Source organism: Pseudomonas sp. NBB, from assembly GCF_032701105.1.
GTDB classification, from domain to species: Bacteria; Pseudomonadota; Gammaproteobacteria; order Pseudomonadales; family Pseudomonadaceae; genus Aquipseudomonas; species Aquipseudomonas asiatica.
Genome location: NZ_CP103994.1, coordinates 4814744 through 4831227, shown reverse-complemented (window position 1 = coordinate 4831227; position 16484 = coordinate 4814744). Strand labels below are relative to the sequence as shown.

The window sequence follows — 16484 nt, the reverse complement described above, 5'->3', positions numbered from 1 at the left end:
TAGAATCTCCCACAGGTAAAGCACAGGTCTTGGAATCTGTGCTGTACCTGTGGGAGCGGGCGTGCCCGCGAAGAGGCCCTCACTGGCTGGCCTGGTGTTCCAGCCAATCCAGCAACTCCCCCAACCCCGGCGGCAAGCTCTTGGCCTGGCTCACCAGGTAATACCCCTTGCCGGTCATCACCTTCAGCGCAAACGGCATGCACAACCGCCCCCCGCGCAAGTCATCGCCGATCAGCGACCAGTCGCCGATGGCCACGCCGGTGCCCTGCGAGGCCATGGCCATCGCCATGTCCAGCGTCTCGAAATGCTGCTTCGGACCTTGAATGGCCAGCGTTGCCCCGGCTGCCTGCAGCCATAACCGCCAGTCATGCTCATTCCGCGAGGGGTGCAGCAGCATGTGTCGCGCCAGGTCCTCGACCTGCTGCAACGGCACCGGCCCCTCGCGCAGTGACGGCGCGCACACCGGCGTCAACTGCTCATCGAACAGCTTGCGCACGCGCAGCCCGTGGTTCGGCGCATCGCCATACACCACCGCCGCATCGAAACCCTCGCGGCGAAAGTCCACTCCATGTTGCACCGTGGTGGTCAGCTCCACCGGTACATCCGGGCGTAGCGCCTGCCATTCCATCAGGCGTGGCAGCAGCCAGCGCATCACGCAGGTCGGTGCCTTGAGCTGTAACGTAGCGCTGCGCCCACCCACCTCGCGCACCCCTTGTTCAATCAGCGCAAATACCTGTTGCACCCTTGGCAGCCAGTCCTGGCCTTCACGGGTCAGGCTCAACCCACGGGCCTGGCGCTGGAACAAGGCATAGCCCAGATGCTCTTCGAGGGCCGCGATCTGCCGGCTGACGGCGCCCTGGGTGATATGCAGCTGCTGCCCGGCACGGGTGAAATTGCAGTGCTGGGCGGTGACCAGGAAGGTATGCAGGGCGGGCAGGGGCGGGAGGCGTTTCATTGTGCTGAGCCATGATTGCAGAACATGGCTAGTATGTGTTTTTTTGCATTGTGGCGATAGCCGTGGCTGGGTCCAATAGGGGCATAACCCAACCAAGATTCACGGTGAAACCCAATGGCGACCTGCGGCGAAGTACTGGTAAAACTCCTTGAAGGCTATGGCGTTGACCATGTCTTCGGCATTCCTGGTGTACATACCGTGGAGCTCTACCGCGGCCTGGCGGGTTCGTCCATCCGCCATGTCACCCCGCGCCACGAGCAGGGTGCCGGGTTCATGGCCGACGGCTATGCGCGGACCCGCGGCAAACCGGGGGTGTGCTTCATCATCACCGGCCCGGGCATGACCAACATCACCACCGCCATGGGCCAGGCCTATGCCGACTCGATCCCGATGCTGGTGATTTCCAGCGTGCAATCCCGCGACCAGTTGGGCGGTGGCCGTGGCAAGCTGCATGAGTTGCCCAACCAGGCCGCGCTGGTGTCGGGTGTGGCGGCGTTTTCCCACACCCTGATGAGTGCCGATGACCTGCCGCAGGTGCTGGCTCGGGCATTCGCCGTGTTCGAAGGCGCCCGACCGCGCCCGGTGCATATCGAGATCCCGCTCGACGTGCTGGTCGAACCGGCCGATCACCTGCTGCCGGGGCGCGTGGTGCGCAGTAGCCGGGCAGGGGCAGCGCCGCAGGCCGTGGCGCAGATGGCCGAGCGCCTGGCCAATGCACGGCGGCCATTGATCCTGGCTGGGGGCGGCGCATTGGCCGCGGGCGCTGCGCTGGCGCGCCTGGCCGAACACCTGCAGGCGCCGGTGGCGCTGACTATCAATGCCAAGGGGCTGCTGCCGGCCAGCCACCCCCTGCAGATCGGCTCGACCCAGTCGCTGCCAGCCACACGGGCGCTGGTGGCCGAGGCCGATGTGGTGCTGGCGATCGGTACCGAACTGGCCGAAACCGACTATGACGTGACCTTCAAAGGTGGTTTCGAGATCCCGGGCACCCTGTTGCGCATCGACATCGACGCGGACCAGACAGTGCGCAATTACCTGCCGACGCTGTCGCTGGTGGCCGACGCCGAATTGGCTGCCGAGGCGCTGTTCGACGCTTTGCAGCCACTGCCGCAACCCGTGCGTGAAAGCACGTGGGGGGCAACCCGCGTGGCCAAGTTGCGCCAGGCACTGGCGGCGGGTTGGGACCAGCCGACCCTGAGCCAGACGCGTCTGCTGAGTGCGATTCTTGAGCGTCTGCCCAATGCCATTCTGGTGGGCGATTCGACTCAGCCGGTGTACACCGGCAACCTGACCCTGGACATGGACCAGCCACGCCGTTGGTTCAATGCCTCGACCGGCTACGGCACCTTGGGTTACGCATTGCCGGCGGCCATGGGCGCCTGGCTGGGCAGCGCGGAGCAGGTCGGTGAGCGTGCCCCTGCGGTGTGCCTGATTGGTGATGGCGGTCTGCAGTTCACCTTGCCGGAGCTGGCCAGCGCGGTGGAAGCGCAGGTGCCGTTGATCGTGCTGCTGTGGAACAACCAGGGGTACGAGGAAATAAAGAAGTACATGGTCAACCGGGCCATCGAGCCGGTCGGGGTGGATATCCATACGCCAGACTTCATCGGTGTGGCGCGGGCCTTGGGCGCGGCGGCGGAGCAGGTGGCAGATGTGGCGCAGCTGCAGGTGGCGTTGGGGCAGGCAGTGGAGCGCAAGGGGCCGACCTTGATCCAGGTTGACCAGAATCAGTGGCAGGGAGCTGTGTCGGGTTGAAGTAAATCTATTGCCAGTATCGGCCCTTTCGCGGGTGAACCCGCTCCCACAGGTACTGCACAGTTATCAATATCTGTGCAAAACCTGTGGGAGCGGGTTTACCCGCGAAGAGGCCGGCACAGGCAAAGCCAAACTCAGCCAGCAGTCGCCCGCAACCTGGCCACATCACGAATCGGCGGCGCGCCATACAGCCGGCTGTATTCACGGCTGAACTGTGACGGGCTTTCATACCCCACCCGGTAGGCCGCCACCGCTGCCTCGAGGCCGTCATTGAGCATCAATCGCCGCGCCTCCTGCAGGCGCAGTTGCTTCTGATACTGCAGCGGGCTCATCGACGTCACGGCCTTGAACCGGTGGTGCAAGGTCGAGGTGCTGAGGTTGACTTCACGCGCCAGATCCTCGATGCGCAAAGGCCGCTGGTAGTTCTGGTTGAGCCAGGTGATGGCCTGACAAACCCGGTGGGTCTGGCTGTTGGCCAAGGCAATTTCGTACAACCGATAGCCCTGCGGCCCGCGCAGCAGGCGGTACAGAATCTCCCGGCGGAACAGCGGCGCCAGCATCGCGATGTCGCGAGGGGTGTCCAGCAGGCGTATCAGCCGCAGCAAGGCGTCGAGCAACGCGGCGTCGGTTCTCTCCACATACAAGCCACGACCGGAAGGCCGGTTGGGCACCAGCATCGGCCCGCTTTCGGCGATCAGTTGGCTTATTTCGGCTGGGTCCAGGTCCATGCGCAGGCCAAGGCTCGGGTGCTCGGGGCTGGCGTCGAGCTTTACGCCGCTAAGCGGCAAGGTTACCGAGACCACCATGTAGTGCAGCGGGTCGTAGGCGTACTGCTCGTCACCCAGGAACAGGCTTTTGCTACCCTGGGCGAGGATGCACAGCGCGGGTTGCGCCAGCGTCGGTACCGAGCGCACGTTTTCGGTGTAGCGCACCAGGTACAGGTCATCAATGGCCGATGCCGGGCCATGAGGCTCCCCGGCGTGGCGGCGGATCAGCTCGGCCAGTTCCTGGCGTTGCAGTTCCAGGCTTGGGTCGATGGACGTGGCGATGGTCATGATGGCTTTCCTCTGCTGACCGACGCAGCATAGGTTTGGGCAATGGCGGGCGCTAGTCAAAAGCTGCACGCCGATTGCCTGATCCTGCCGCGCTGCAGGATCAGGCAATCGGCGTGCAGTAATGGCCTAACGTGTCGCGCGGGCGAGGCCCTAACCTTGGCAGCCTGGCTTTTTCGTCCGCCTGCTTCAAGGAGATTGTGCAATGACCCCGACACAACCGGTCACCCACCTTGCTTTCATCCGTGCCAGCAGCGGGCGCTCGGCGGAGCTGGGCGCGCGCCTGCGTGACTTGCTCGAGCCCTCGTTGCGGGCACCGGGCTGCCTGAGTTTTTCGGTGCAGCGTTCGCAGGCTGATGCCGATTTATGGTTGCTCAGTGGCAGCTGGCAGGACCAGCAGGCGATGAGTGGCTATTTTGCTTCGCCGACACTGGAAGTGTTTGGTGAGTTGGTGCAGGAACAGGTGGTCAGCAGCCTGGATCTGCATACCTTTGATTGAGGTGTTGCCTGTACCGGCGATAGGGCCTGTACAGGCAAATAGGGTAAAATGCCGGCCCCCGATCAACGAAGCGGATAGCAATATGGCACGTAGGGAATTTCCGTATTTCGAAGCGGTTTCGGCGATGGTCCCGGTGGAAGGTGGCGGCTACAACGCGGCCATCGCGGTCAAGGCCCTGGGCATGGGCGGTGTGCCGCGCTTTCACAAGATTCTCGACGGCCAGGTGTTCCAGGGCGCCGTGGCCGCCGATGAAGCGGCCACGGCCGAGCTGCAACGCCTGCAGGGCGTCAGCGAAGAGGGTGAGCTGATCTGGTGATCAGGCCGGTGGGCGGGCCATCTTGAACAGGTTGCCCAGCTCGAAATAGTCTGCCGGGCCACCACCACGCAGGATCGGCTCGGCGGCAGCGGTATCGTAGATACCGTTCTTCAACAGGTGCTCGGCAATGTGCACCGCCACCACTTCACCCAGGATCAACCAGCTGGGCACCAGTTCCTGGTCGGCCCGCTTGAGCTGGACGATCTGGCTGACCTTGCACTCGAAGGCCACTGGGGTTTCGCCAACACGCGGCACATTGACGATGCTTGATGGCGTGGCGGTGAGGCCGCTCAATTCGAATTCGCTTACCTCGGCGGCAACCGGTGCGCAGCTCTGGTTCATCTGCTCGGCCAACGTGCGAGTGGCCAGGTTCCAGACGAACTCGCCGGTCTGCTCGATGTTGTTCAGGCTGTCTTTGCGCCCGACGCTGCAGAAACCGATGATTGGCGGGATGTAGTTGAAGGCGTTGAAGAAGCTGTAGGGCGCCAGGTTCAGGCGGCCTTCGCGGTCCTGTGAGGAGATCCAGCCGATAGGGCGGGGGCCGACGATGGCGTTGAACGGGTCGTGGGGCAGGCCGTGGCCTTTTGCGGGTTCGTAGTAATACATCTGTGCTGGGCTTGCTGGCCCTACCTCCTGGTGGACAAGGCGCCTAGTGTGCCAAGCCTGTGCCCGCCTGAAAATGATCAAGCCCGGCCGAAGCCGGGCTGGGTGCTCGCATCAGGGATCAGCTGATGCGGTGGGCGTTGGTGCGGTTGAAGCCGTCTTCGGCGAAGCGCTGGCCACCAGTGCGGTCGAAGCCGTCTTCGGCGAAGCGTTGACCACCAGTGCGGTCGAAGCCGTCTTCGGCGAAGCGTTGACCACCAGTGCGGTCGAAGCCGTCTTCGGCGAAGCGTTGACCACCAGTGCGGTCGAAGCCATCTTCAGCGAAGCGCTGGCCACCGGTGCGGTCGAAGCCATCTTCAGCAAAGCGCTGGCCGCCAGTACGGTCGAAACCATCTTCAGCGTAGGCAGCGGATTGGCTCTGGGTCGCTGCGAAGGTGTGGGCGTTGGTGCGGTTGAAGCCATCTTCGGCGAAAGCGCCAGCAGCGAAAACCGAGAGGGCCAGGGTAAGGATCAGTTTGTTTTTCATGGTCGTTGCTCCAGGGGTTTTTGAGGTTGTTTTGTTTCTATGGGTTTAATCCTACGCCGATTAATTTGATTAAAAAGCGCAAATAGTAGTGCTTAAAAATCGAATAGTTCGATATGTGTTGGCATGCATCTTGTGGCTCGGGCAGCGGTTCTGGCTCAGGTGTCCGCCCATGCGCCGACGTTCTGCCAGCCATTTCAGCTTGAGGCGGTGGAATTAATGGGGCGTTAAGGATGAAAAATTTGTCATTGAAGGCTGCTGAACGCATTTTTCATACATCACCAACCGATTTTTCAAATGCTGCTCAGCACCATCGCCGCACCTCAAACCGGAGCGGCACAACAATGAACAAACTTCCGCAAATCACCTTGGCCTTCTGGGTCATGAAGATCTGCGCTACCACCCTTGGCGAAACGGCGGGGGATTTGCTGTCGATGACCCTGAACATCGGCTATGCCCTCAGTTCGTTGCTGCTTGTCAGCGTGTTCCTGCTGACCTTGCTCGGCCAGCTGTACTCGCGCCGCTACCACCCGATGCTGTACTGGCTGGTGATCCTCTCCACCAGCACCGCCGGCACCACCATGTCCGACTTCATGGACCGCACCCTGGGCCTGGGCTACGCCGCGGGTTCGGCCATCCTCATCGGCATCTTGCTGCTGACCTTCCTGGTATGGCGCCTGAGCGGCAACCCGCTGGATGTCACCCGCATCAAGAACCGCACGGGGGAATTGTTCTACTGGGTGGCGATCCTGTTTTCCAACACCCTCGGCACGGCGCTGGGTGATTACCTGGCCGATGACTCGGGGCTCGGTTTTGCCGGTGGCGCACTGTTGATAGGCAGTGCCATCGCCTTGGTAGTGGTGGCCCGCTACTGGACACGCATCCCTGGCGTGGTGTTGTTCTGGGTCGCGTTCGTGCTTACCCGCCCGTTCGGCGCCACCTTGGGCGATTTCCTCACCAAGCCCCACGAGAAGGGCGGTTTGGACTTCGGCACGGTCGGCTCTTCGGCGGTGCTGGGCGGGGTGTTGCTGGTACTGGTGCTGATGGCCACCTGGTACCAGCGCCGTGAGCCGCGTCAGGCGTTGGAGATGTCCTGAGCCTGCTTTCCGATACCAGTGAGCCGATTAATTGGGCTATTCGGCTCACATTGTGAGCCGAATAGGATTTCTAATCGGCTCATCAGAAGGCTTCGGAGGTATGGCTTGATGTTTGCGCTGTTGCTGAAATCAAGCGCCGTCCGCGCGGTGCGTCTCGCATGCGCTGGAGCCCTCAAACCGTACACCTGGATTGCATGACGCATTCGCATGTATGAAAAAAGGCGCCCCGAAAACGGGGCGCCCTTCTTCATTACCGCAAGCTCACACTCACTCAGTGGTAATCCGCGAGTGCTGCTTGGTGTCCTTCATGGTCGCGTAAACCAGCAGCGAGCAGGCGATGCAGGCGGTCACGTACCAGTAGAAGCCACTCTCCATGCCGGCGCTCTTGAACCAAAGGGCCACGTACTCGGCGGTGCCGCCGAAGATCGACACGGTCAGCGCGTACGGCAGGCCCACGCCCAGGGCGCGGATTTCGGTGGGGAACAGCTCGGCTTTGACCACGGCGTTGATCGAGGTGTAGCCGCTGACGATGATCAGCGCCGCCATGATCAGGAAGAACGCGCCCCACCAGGTCTGGATGGTGTGCAGGGTGCTGAGGATCGGTACGGTGAACAGGGTGCCGAGCACGCCGAAGGCGATCAGGATCGGGCGTCGACCGATCTTGTCGGACAGGCCGCCGATCACCGGCTGCAGGCACATGAACAGGAACAGCGTGGCGGCCGAGATGGTGGTCGAGTCGCTGATGCTCATGCCAACGGTGTTGACCAGGTACTTCTGCATGTAGGTGGTGTAGGTGTAGAAGGCCAGCGTGCCGCCCATGGTCAGCCCGACCACGGTCATCAGCTCCTTGGGGTGGCGCAGCAGGGTGCGCATCAGGCTTTCCTTGGCCTTTTCCTTCTTGGTGAAGGAGGCGGTTTCTTCCATGCCGCGACGCAGGTACAGGGCCACCACGGCGCACAGCGCACCGATCACGAACGGTACGCGCCAGCCCCAGGCATACAGCTGCTCGGTGGTCAGGGTCTGTTGCAGGACGATCAGTACCGCCAGGGCGATGAGCTGGCCGGAGATCAGGGTGACGTACTGGAAGCTGGAGAAGAAGCCACGGCGGTCCTTGCTGGCCATCTCGCTGAGGTAGGTGGCCGAGGTGCCGTATTCACCACCCACCGACAGGCCCTGCATCAGGCGTGCAATGACCAGCAGGATGGGTGCGGCGACTCCGATGGTTTCGTAACCCGGGGTCAGGGCGATGACCAGCGAGCCTGCGCACATCAGCAGTACCGAGGCCATCAATGCGGCCTTGCGGCCTTTGCGGTCGGCGTACAGGCCCATCAACCAGCCACCGATCGGGCGCATGAGGAAGCCCACGGCGAAGATCGCGGCGGTATTGAGCAATTGTGCGGTGGAATCGCCGGCCGGGAAGAAGGCCTTGGCGAAGTACAGCGAGAATGCGGCGTAGACGTACCAGTCGTACCATTCGACCATGTTGCCGATGGACCCGCTGAAGATCGACTTCAGGCGGCTGGCGGTGGTTTTTTCTGTGGCAGGCGCGGTGGACGCCCCGGCTGGCAGGGAGGTGGCATTATCCATCAGGGATACCTTCTCGTTGTTTTTGTGGAGCGCGCCGTAGCGCAGCTTGCACAGGTGATTGCAGAAGGTGTGCCAAATGGGTGCATTGGGCTTCAAATGGGGGCGCTGCGCGCCCCTTCGCGGGCACACCCGCTCCCACAGGGACCGCGTGACGTCTGACTCTTCGCGTTTCCCTGTGGGAGCGGGCGTGCCCGCGAAGGGCTGCAACGCAGCCCCAAAAGAATCCTGCTAATGAGCGGTTATTTGCTTAGTGAGCGAGCACGATAGGCGGATTTCCGCTCATTCCCGCTCGATGAAGTCCTCGCGCACCAACCCATGCCGCTGCATCTTTTCGTTCAGCGTGCGCCGCGGCAGCTGCAAGGCCTCCATCACCGCCTTGATTTCGCCCCCGTGCTGGCGCAGCGCCGCGCGCAGGCATTGCGCCTCGAACGCTTCCATCTGTTCGCTCAACGACTGCCCGGCAGGCGTCACCTCGATGTTCGGCGAGCCCAGCCCCAATGCATGCCGCTCCGCCGCGTTGGCCAGCTCACGCACGTTGCCCGGCCAGTCATGCGACAGCAGCTGCGCCAGTTGCGCGCCCGACAGTGGCGGGGCTGCGCGACCAAGCTTTTCGCCGGCGGCACGGGCAAAGTGCTCGAACAGCAGTGGAATGTCCTCACGCCGTTCACGCAACGGCGCCAGGCGCAACTCGGCCACGTTCAGGCGATAGGCAAGGTCTTCGCGGAAGCGCCCGGCGCGGGCTTCTTCGAGCAGGTCGGGCTTGGTCGCGGCAATGATGCGCAGGTCGACGCTGATGCTCTGGTTGGCCCCCAGGCGTTCCAGCTTCTGTTCCTGGATCACCCGCAGCAGCTTGGCCTGTTGGGCCAGTGGCATGCTTTCGATTTCGTCGAGGAACACCGTGCCACCGTTGGCGTACTCCAGCTTGCCGATGCGCTTGCCTTGGGCACCGGTAAAAGCGCCGCTTTCATGGCCGAACAGCTCGGCCTCGAACAGCGACTCGGGGATGGCTGCACAGTTGAGGGCGACGAACGGCTTGCCGGCGCGTGGGCCAAAATCGTGCAGGCAGCGGGCCACGCGCTCTTTGCCACTGCCGGTTTCGCCGCGGATCAGCACATTGACCGGCAGGCTGGCCAGGTCCAGCACTTGCCGACGCAGCTGTTGCAGGCCCTGGGACATACCCAGCAGTGTGCCTTCCAGGCGTGACTTGAGATCGGCCTGCTCGTGCAGCCGGCGGTTTTCCAAGACCAGCTGGCGCTTTTCTAGGGCCCTGCGCAGGCTGCCCAGCAGGTGCTGCGGGGTAAAAGGTTTTTCCAGGAAGTCGTAGGCCCCGCTGCGCATGGCTTCCACTGCCATGGGCACATCGCCGTGGCCGGTCAGCAGGATCACCGGCAAGTCGGGGTCGTCCGCCAGCAGGCGTTCGAGCAACTGCAGGCCATCCATGCCCGGCATGCGTACATCGCTGATGATCACCCCGGGAAAGTGCCGTGGCAGGTGTGCCAGGCATTCTTCGGCGCGGGCGAACAGTTGCACGCTGAAGCCCGACAGGCTCAGCCATTGCTCGACCGCCGTGCGGATACTGGCTTCATCATCGACGACGATCACTGAATTCAACATGCAGGCTCCAGGTCACGGGGGAGGGTAAGGCTCAGGCGCGCACCGCCAGGCAGGTTTTCGGCCTGCAGCTTGCCGCCGGCCTCGTGGACGATGCCGTAGGAAATGGCTAGCCCCAGCCCAAGGCCTTCACCCACCGGCTTTGTGGTGAAGAATGGGTCGAAGACCTTGGCCAGGTTGGCCTCGGCAATGCCGCCACCCGAATCCAGCACGCTCAGGCGCCATAGCTCGCCGTCGGGCTCGATGCGGATTTCCAGGCGTTTGTAGCGCTTGTCGGCCATGGCGTCGAGGGCATTGCGCAGCAGGTTGATCAGCACCTGCTCCAGGCGAATGGCATCGCCGCGCACCCAGGCCGGGCGCGCCAGGTACAGGGCTACCTCCACTTCTTCGCTGCGAATACGCGCCTCCAGCAGGTGCAGTGCCTGGTCGACCACGGTGGCCAGGTCGAGGCGTTCGCGCAGGCCGACCGGGCTGTTGCGGGCGAAGGTTTTCAGGTGACTGGTGAGCGCGGCCATGCGCGTGAGCATCTGCTCCAGCGGCTCCAGTGCCTGGCGTGCTTCGTCATATCGGCCATGGTCGAGCAGCAGACGCAGGGTTTCCAGTTGCATGCGCTGGGTGGTCAGCGGCTGGTTGATTTCATGGGCCATGGCCGCCGACATCTGCCCAAGCGCCGCCAGCTTGGCCGATTGCACCAGCCCCTCCTGGGCGGTGCGCAGCTCACGGGTGCGTTCCTCGACCTGGCGCTTGAGCTCCTCCCGGCTACGCTGGCGCAGGCGGGCAAGGCGCAGGCGCTGGCTGACGAACAGCGCAGCGAACACCAGGCTCAGCCATACGGCGGCGGCGCCGAGGGCGGCATTGCGACCGTCGGCGGCCACCTGCGGCTTGCGCAGCAGATGCAAGGTCCAGTTTTCACTTTCCAGCGGCAGGCTTTCCCACAGGTACTCGGCGCTACCCTCCGGGCCTTGCACGCGGCTGAGGGTGCTGTTGGCGGCAAAGCGGGTCAGCACCTGGTGCTGCAGCGGCACCAGCGGTTGCTTGTCGTACTGACGGGTTTCGGCCAGTTCGGCACGGTCGGCACCATTGAGCGGCTGCAGCTCGCGGTAGCGCCAGCCGTCCTGGTTGGCGATGAAGGTGATGCCACGGGCATCGCTGACCAGCAGGATGTCGCTGCCCTGGCGCCACTCGCGTTCCAGCTCGGGGAACTCCAGCTTCACCACCATGGCGCCGAGGAAGCGGCCATGCTCGTCGTTCACCGCGCTGGCGAGGAAGTAGCCCGGCACGCCACTGGTCACACCGACTGCGTAGAAGCGGCCACTGCCTTGGCTGCGGGTTTGCTTGAAGTAGGGGCGGAAACCGTAGTTGGAGCCCACATAGCTGCTGGGCAGCCGCCAGTTGCTGGCGGCGATGGCCAGGCCGGTGCGGTCGAGCAGTTCGAGGGTGGAGGAGTTGGCAGCGCCGTTGATGCGTTCGAGCTTGCGGTTCAGGGCGTCCTGCATCGGTTCGCTGACCGGGCCGCGCAGGGCGGCGATCAGTTCCGGGTCCAGCGCCAGCACGGCGGGCAGGGCGCGGTAGCGGTCGATCAGCGTGTGCAGGGCATTGGCATACAGGCCCAACTGCTGGCTGGCACGCTGGGCGTCGGCTTCCATGGCCTGGCGCTTGGCCTGGTGCATGGCCCAGCCGGCGCTGAGGGCGGTGCCCAGCACGATCAGCAGGGAGATCAGCCCCAGACGCAGGGCGCGAACGGAAAAGGGCATGGGGCGGATCCGGATTGAATGGGAGATCAGGGCCGGCCTCTTCGCGGGCTTGCCCGCTCCCACAGGTATCGCGCAGGCCATCTGCTTGCGGAGTACCTGTGGGAGCGGGCAAGCCCGCGAAGGGGCCGGTACAGGCAAAACCTGTCAGTTACAGCAGTTCAAAGCTCTGCTGTTGCACCGCCTGGGAATCCAGCCCGACCTGGACATTGAATTCCCCTGGCTCGGCAACCCGTTGCAGTTGGCCATTGTAGAACTTCAGGTCTTCTTCGCTGATGCGGAAGCTCAACGTGCGCGACTCGCCAGGCTTGAGCATCAGCTTCTGGAAGTTCTTCAGTTCCTTCACCGGGCGGCTCATCGATGCCGATACATCCTGCAGGTACAACTGCACCACGGTCTCGCCTGCCACCTTGCCGGTGTTCTTCACCGTCACCTTGGCTTCCAGCGTGTCGCCACGCTTGAGGTCCTTGTTCGACAGCTTCAGCCCCGACAGCTCGAAGCTGCTGTAGCTCAGGCCATAGCCGAACGGGTACAGCGGGCCATTCGGCTCCTCGAAGTACTGCGAGGTGTAGTTGCCCGGCTTGCCCGGTGTGAAGGGCCGCCCAATACGGGTGTGGTTGTAGTACATCGGGATCTGCCCGACCGAACGCGGGAAGGTGATGGCCAGCTTGCCGGACGGGTTGTAATCGCCGAACAGTACGTCGGCGATCGCGTTGCCGCCTTCGGTACCGGCGAACCAGGTTTCCAGAATGGCGTCGGCCTGCTCGCGTTCCCAGGCAATCGACAGTGGGCGGCCGTTCATCAGCACCAGCACCAGCGGCTTGCCGGTGGCCTTCAGGGCCTTGATCAGCTCCCGCTGGCTGGCCGGTATTTCCAGGGTGGTACGGCTCGACGACTCGTGGGACATGCCGCGGGATTCGCCGACCACTGCCACCACCACATCGGACTGCTTCGCCGCCTTCACCGCCTCGTCGATCAGCACCGCGGGCGGGCGCGGGTCGTCGACGATTTCCGGAGCATCGAAGTTGAGGAAGTTCAGGTAATCGAACATCGCCTTGTCGCCGGTGACATTGGAGCCTTTGGCGTAGACCAGCTTGGCCTTGCCCTCCACGGCGCGGCGCAGGCCTTCGCGCACGGTCACCGAGTGCATCGGTTTGCCGTCGGCAGCCCAGCTGCCCATCATGTCGATCGGCGCATCGGCCAGCGGGCCGACCAGGGCGATGGTGCCGGCCTTTTTCAGCGGCAGGGTCTGGTTGTGGTTTTCCAGCAGTACCAGGCTGCGGCGCGCCACGTCACGCGCGGCATCGCGGTGTAGGCGGTCGTTGCCGTAGTAGTCCTTCAGGTCGGTTTCGGCCTTGCCGATGCGCACGTACGGGTCCTTGAACAGGCCCATGTCGTACTTGGCACCCAGCACTTCGCGCACTGCCTGGTCCAGTTCGGCCTGGGTCACTTCGCCAGACTTCAGCAGGCCTGGCAGCTCTTCGCCGTACAGGGTGTCGTTCATGCTCATGTCGATGCCGGCCTTGATCGCCAGTTTGGCGGCTTCGCGCCCGTCGCGGGCGACGCCATGGCGGATCAGTTCCTGGATGGCACCGTGGTCGCTGATGGTCACGCCCTTGAAGCTCCACTCCTTGCGTAGCAGGTCGTTCATCAGCCAGGTATTGGAGGTGGCCGGCACGCCGTTGATCGAGTTCAGCGCCACCATCACCCCGCCGGCACCAGCGTCGAGCGCGGCGCGGTAGGGTGGCAGGTAGTCGTTGTACATTTTCGGCAGGCTCATATCGACCGTGTTGTAGTCGCGCCCGCCTTCCACCGCGCCATACAGGGCGAAGTGCTTGACGATGGCCATGATGCTGTCGGGGTTGGCCGGGCTGCTGCCCTGGAACGAGCGGACCATCACCTGGCCGATCTTAGAGGTCAGGTAGGTGTCTTCGCCGAAGCCCTCACTGGTGCGGCCCCAGCGCGGGTCGCGGGCGATGTCGACCATCGGTGCGAAGGTCATGTCCAGGGCGTCGGCCGCGGCTTCGATGGCGGCGGTGCGGCCGACCTTGGCGACGGCGTCCATGTCCCAGGTCGCGGCCATGCCCAGGCCGATCGGGAAAATGGTGCGTTCGCCGTGGACGGTGTCGTAGGCGAAGAACATCGGAATCTTCAGCCGGCTACGCATCGCCGCGTCCTGCATGGGGCGGTTCTCGGGGGCCGTGCGTGAGTTGAAGGTACCGCCGATGCGCCCGGCGGCAATTTCCTCGCGGATCTTATCCTTGGGCATTTCCGGCCCGATACTGATCAGGCGCAGTTGGCCGATCTTCTCGGCTTCGGTCATCTGGCTGATCAGATGGTCGATGAACGCCTGCTTGTCCTGCAGGGGCGGGGCGGAGGGGGCGGCGAGTGCCGCCTGACTGGCAAGGCCCATGGCCAGGCCCAGCAAAGACAGTTTCATCATCAATTCCGTTGTGAGGCCTGTGCCGTATCCACGGTGATACGCGCGCGGCCGAAGTTTTCAGGCGGCTATTGTTGTACGATTCGCAGGCATTTCTTCCAGCGGCGGATTATGCCTGAATATGTCGCCTGCGGACGAAGCCCCGAATGCCGGGACAACAACTATAAGAACGCTCAAGAGACCGACGGCATGACCCCCCTCGACGAATACCATCAGCGCCAGATCGCCGAAGCCATTGCCCGTGCCGAACGGCGCACCGATGCCGAACTGGTGACGGTGCTGGCCCGCCGGGCCGACGATTATGCCTACTGGCCGTTGTTCTGGGCCGCCGTGCTGGCGCTGGCCGTGCCGGCCCTGTTGCACTGGCTGCTGGGTTGGCCCGGAGTGCGTGGCTTGCTGGTGGCCAATGTGCTGCTGTTCGTAGGCTTGTGCCTGCTGCTGCGCAGCCCGCGCCTGGCCGGCTGGCTGATCCCCCGGGCCCTGCGCCGCTGGCGTGCTTCGCGCCTGGCCCGCCAGCAGTTTCGCGAACAGAACCTGCAGCGCACTGCTGGTGCCACGGGCGTACTGATCTTCGTCAGCGAGGCAGAGCGGCATGTGGAGATCCTGGTCGACCGCGGTATTGAGCGCCATCTCGATGCCACCGCCCGCGCGGCCATCGTCGCCCGCCTTGCCGAACAGGTACGCCAGGGCCGCACCTTGCAGGGGTTTGTCGAGTGCATCGAGGCATGCGGCGAACTGCTCAGCGAACATGTGCCGCCTACCCATGCACGTAACGAGTTGCCCAACCGGTTGGTGATTCTCGATTGAGCCGAACCCCGATGGCTTGACGCGCCCCCCTGTAGGAGCGGCTTTAGCCGCGAACACCGGCGCAGCCGGGGCCATGCACCGCGTTGGATTCTTCGCGGCTAAAGCCGCTCCCACAGGGTACGTGTACCGCTTGCGAATTCGGTTCCCTACGCGACAGCGCAGCCCAAAGGACTGGGCGATCTCCCACAGGAAGTTAGCCACCCTGTAGAATGCGTGCATTGCGCCATGCGCTCCCCGCTACCCGAGGCACCGTTTTTCCATGTCCGCCAGTTCTTCTGCCCCATCCGCGCCGGATGCGCGCACCCAGTTTCTCGACCTGCTGAACGCCGCCCTGCATGGCAATACCCTGGTCAAACTGGTATTGGCGCGCCATGTCGGTGCCGACCAGACCTTGCAACGGATCATTGCTAAGCCGCTGCAGGTCAAGGGCCAGCCGTGCCTGTCGCTGGTCTATCGCCACCAGACCCGTGACATCACCCGCAATCTGGCGCTGGAGCAGGCCCAGGCGCTGGTCGCCGAGCTGCTACCGGACAGCTTCCGCAACGCGCACCTGTTCGATGCCGACGGTGAAGTGCAGTTGACCTTCAGCAAGAAGGGCAAGCCCATGCTCCAGCGCCACGGCGCACAGGCGCCACGCGAAGCTGCCAGCAGCAGCGGCCATGACCGCGAGAAGAAGCGCTATCTGGAGCTTTCACGGCCGTTCCTGCGTGACCTCGGGGTTACTGACGCACAAGGCGCGCTGATACCGTCGATGTCGCGCAAGTGGAAGCAGATCAACAAGTTCATCGAAGTCTTCGACCACGCCCTGGCCAGTGCACCGGTGCCGGCGGAGCAGGCGCTACGGGTGGCCGACTTCGGCTCAGGCAAGGGCTACCTGACCTTTGCCATGCACGACTACCTGCGCAATAGCCTGGGCCGCGAAGCGCAGGTAACCGGCGTCGAGCTGCGCCAGGACATGGTCGACCTGTGCAACGCCGCCGCCTTGCGCCTGGAGCACCCGGGCCTGGAGTTCCAGTGTGGTGACGTGCGTAGCGTGGTGCCCGAGGCCATCGAAGTGATGATTGCCCTGCATGCCTGCGACATCGCCACCGACTACGCCATCCACACCGGCATTCGCTGCAACGCCGCGATCATCATGTGCTCGCCGTGTTGCCACAAGCAGATCCGCCCGCAACTGCACAGCCCGGGGTTGTTGCAACCGATGCTGCAGTACGGCCTGCACATGGGCCAGCAGGCCGAAATGCTGACCGACAGCCTGCGCGCGCTGTACCTCGAAGCCTGCGGGTACGAGACCAAGGTGTTCGAGTTCATCTCGCTGGAGCACACCAACAAGAACAAGATGATTCTTGCGGTGAAGCGGCGCCAGGCAGGGGACAACGGCGCGTTGCTGGAGAAGATCGGGCAGCTCAAGGCCTTTTACGGGGTGCAGGAGCATTGCCTGGAGACGTTGTTGCGTGCGGATGGGTTGCTCTGACGTTACGACGCCAGGCA

General features: G+C 63.6%; 14 protein-coding genes. 6 read left to right on the top strand and 8 right to left on the bottom strand.

Features of this window, described 5'->3' with window-relative positions; genetic code table 11:
• Positions 1–79: 79 nt before the first annotated feature.
• A complete protein-coding gene (locus NY023_RS22355) occupies positions 80–955 on the bottom strand; it encodes a LysR substrate-binding domain-containing protein (protein ID WP_013974028.1) in 876 nt (291 codons plus the stop codon).
• 114 nt (positions 956–1069) lie between these two features.
• Here NY023_RS22355 and NY023_RS22350 point away from each other — a divergent pair, with 114 nt between their 5' ends.
• Complete coding sequence (locus tag NY023_RS22350; protein ID WP_013974027.1) at positions 1070–2707, top strand: 5-guanidino-2-oxopentanoate decarboxylase; 1638 nt, start codon at positions 1070–1072, stop codon at positions 2705–2707.
• A 134-nt stretch (positions 2708–2841) separates the two neighbouring features.
• Here NY023_RS22350 and NY023_RS22345 read toward each other — a convergent pair whose 3' ends face one another.
• Complete coding sequence (locus tag NY023_RS22345; RefSeq protein WP_003258430.1) at positions 2842–3762, bottom strand: AraC family transcriptional regulator; 921 nt, start codon at positions 3760–3762, stop codon at positions 2842–2844.
• Positions 3763–3964: 202 nt separating this feature from the next.
• Between NY023_RS22345 and NY023_RS22340 the strand changes: the two genes are divergently transcribed.
• Positions 3965–4258 carry a putative quinol monooxygenase gene (locus NY023_RS22340; protein ID WP_003258431.1) on the top strand — a complete coding sequence of 98 codons (294 nt, stop codon included), beginning with the start codon at positions 3965–3967 and terminating at the stop codon, positions 4256–4258.
• 82 nt (positions 4259–4340) lie between these two features.
• On the top strand, positions 4341–4574 hold the full coding sequence (locus NY023_RS22335; protein ID WP_023660990.1) for a hypothetical protein: 234 nt from the start codon (positions 4341–4343) through the stop codon (positions 4572–4574).
• On the opposite strand, the gene NY023_RS22330 is transcribed toward NY023_RS22335, so the two are convergent.
• Together NY023_RS22330 and NY023_RS22325 are read right to left on the bottom strand one after the other, a co-directional pair.
• On the bottom strand, positions 4575–5180 hold the full coding sequence (locus tag NY023_RS22330) for a flavin reductase family protein (RefSeq protein WP_013974025.1): 606 nt from the start codon (positions 5178–5180) through the stop codon (positions 4575–4577).
• A gap of 118 nt (positions 5181–5298) precedes the next feature.
• Positions 5299–5703 (bottom strand): hypothetical protein, encoded by a 405-nt coding sequence (locus NY023_RS22325; protein WP_003258434.1) that lies wholly within the window; start codon positions 5701–5703, stop codon positions 5299–5301.
• 341 nt (positions 5704–6044) lie between these two features.
• Between NY023_RS22325 and NY023_RS22320 the strand changes: the two genes are divergently transcribed.
• A complete protein-coding gene (locus NY023_RS22320) occupies positions 6045–6797 on the top strand; it encodes a membrane protein (RefSeq protein ID WP_013974024.1) in 753 nt (250 codons plus the stop codon).
• 267 nt (positions 6798–7064) lie between these two features.
• Here the strand turns inward: NY023_RS22320 and NY023_RS22315 are convergent, their stop codons facing one another.
• From NY023_RS22315 to bglX, 4 genes are all read right to left on the bottom strand, one after another.
• Positions 7065–8384 (bottom strand): MFS transporter, encoded by a 1320-nt coding sequence (locus tag NY023_RS22315; RefSeq protein ID WP_003258436.1) that lies wholly within the window; start codon positions 8382–8384, stop codon positions 7065–7067.
• A 279-nt stretch (positions 8385–8663) separates the two neighbouring features.
• Entirely contained in the window at positions 8664–9998 is a 1335-nt protein-coding gene (locus tag NY023_RS22310) for a sigma-54-dependent transcriptional regulator (RefSeq protein WP_038410115.1), read from the bottom strand.
• Positions 9992–11749, bottom strand: a complete 1758-nt coding sequence (locus tag NY023_RS22305) for an ATP-binding protein (protein WP_024087686.1) — start codon at positions 11747–11749, stop codon at positions 9992–9994. The genes NY023_RS22310 and NY023_RS22305 overlap by 7 nt, the downstream gene beginning before the upstream one ends.
• A 148-nt stretch (positions 11750–11897) precedes the next feature.
• The gene (gene bglX, locus NY023_RS22300; protein WP_013974021.1) at positions 11898–14189 is read right to left on the bottom strand and encodes a beta-glucosidase BglX; all 2292 of its coding nucleotides are present in this window, start codon (positions 14187–14189) and stop codon (positions 11898–11900) included.
• A gap of 186 nt (positions 14190–14375) precedes the next feature.
• On the opposite strand from bglX, the gene NY023_RS22295 reads away from it, so the two are divergent.
• Both NY023_RS22295 and NY023_RS22290 read left to right on the top strand, forming a co-directional pair.
• A complete protein-coding gene (locus tag NY023_RS22295; RefSeq protein ID WP_013974020.1) occupies positions 14376–14993 on the top strand; it encodes a TPM domain-containing protein in 618 nt (205 codons plus the stop codon).
• A gap of 259 nt (positions 14994–15252) precedes the next feature.
• Entirely contained in the window at positions 15253–16467 is a 1215-nt protein-coding gene (locus NY023_RS22290) for a class I SAM-dependent methyltransferase (RefSeq protein ID WP_013974019.1), read from the top strand.
• The last annotated feature ends 17 nt before the right edge of the window (positions 16468–16484 follow it).

Bases quoted from the DNA above. Each gene is read 5' to 3' on its own strand.
- NY023_RS22355 (WP_013974028.1), bottom strand. From the start codon at position 955: ATGAAACGCCTCCCGCCCCTGCCCGCCCTGCATACCTTCCTGGTCACC.
- NY023_RS22350 (WP_013974027.1), top strand. From the start codon at position 1,070: ATGGCGACCTGCGGCGAAGTACTGGTAAAACTCCTTGAAGGCTATGGC.
- NY023_RS22345 (WP_003258430.1), bottom strand. From the start codon at position 3,762: ATGACCATCGCCACGTCCATCGACCCAAGCCTGGAACTGCAACGCCAG.
- NY023_RS22340 (WP_003258431.1), top strand. From the start codon at position 3,965: ATGACCCCGACACAACCGGTCACCCACCTTGCTTTCATCCGTGCCAGC.
- NY023_RS22335 (WP_023660990.1), top strand. From the start codon at position 4,341: ATGGCACGTAGGGAATTTCCGTATTTCGAAGCGGTTTCGGCGATGGTC.
- NY023_RS22330 (WP_013974025.1), bottom strand. From the start codon at position 5,180: ATGTATTACTACGAACCCGCAAAAGGCCACGGCCTGCCCCACGACCCG.
- NY023_RS22325 (WP_003258434.1), bottom strand. From the start codon at position 5,703: ATGAAAAACAAACTGATCCTTACCCTGGCCCTCTCGGTTTTCGCTGCT.
- NY023_RS22320 (WP_013974024.1), top strand. From the start codon at position 6,045: ATGAACAAACTTCCGCAAATCACCTTGGCCTTCTGGGTCATGAAGATC.
- NY023_RS22315 (WP_003258436.1), bottom strand. From the start codon at position 8,384: ATGGATAATGCCACCTCCCTGCCAGCCGGGGCGTCCACCGCGCCTGCC.
- NY023_RS22310 (WP_038410115.1), bottom strand. From the start codon at position 9,998: ATGTTGAATTCAGTGATCGTCGTCGATGATGAAGCCAGTATCCGCACG.
- NY023_RS22305 (WP_024087686.1), bottom strand. From the start codon at position 11,749: ATGCCCTTTTCCGTTCGCGCCCTGCGTCTGGGGCTGATCTCCCTGCTG.
- bglX (WP_013974021.1), bottom strand. From the start codon at position 14,189: ATGATGAAACTGTCTTTGCTGGGCCTGGCCATGGGCCTTGCCAGTCAG.
- NY023_RS22295 (WP_013974020.1), top strand. From the start codon at position 14,376: ATGACCCCCCTCGACGAATACCATCAGCGCCAGATCGCCGAAGCCATT.
- NY023_RS22290 (WP_013974019.1), top strand. From the start codon at position 15,253: ATGTCCGCCAGTTCTTCTGCCCCATCCGCGCCGGATGCGCGCACCCAG.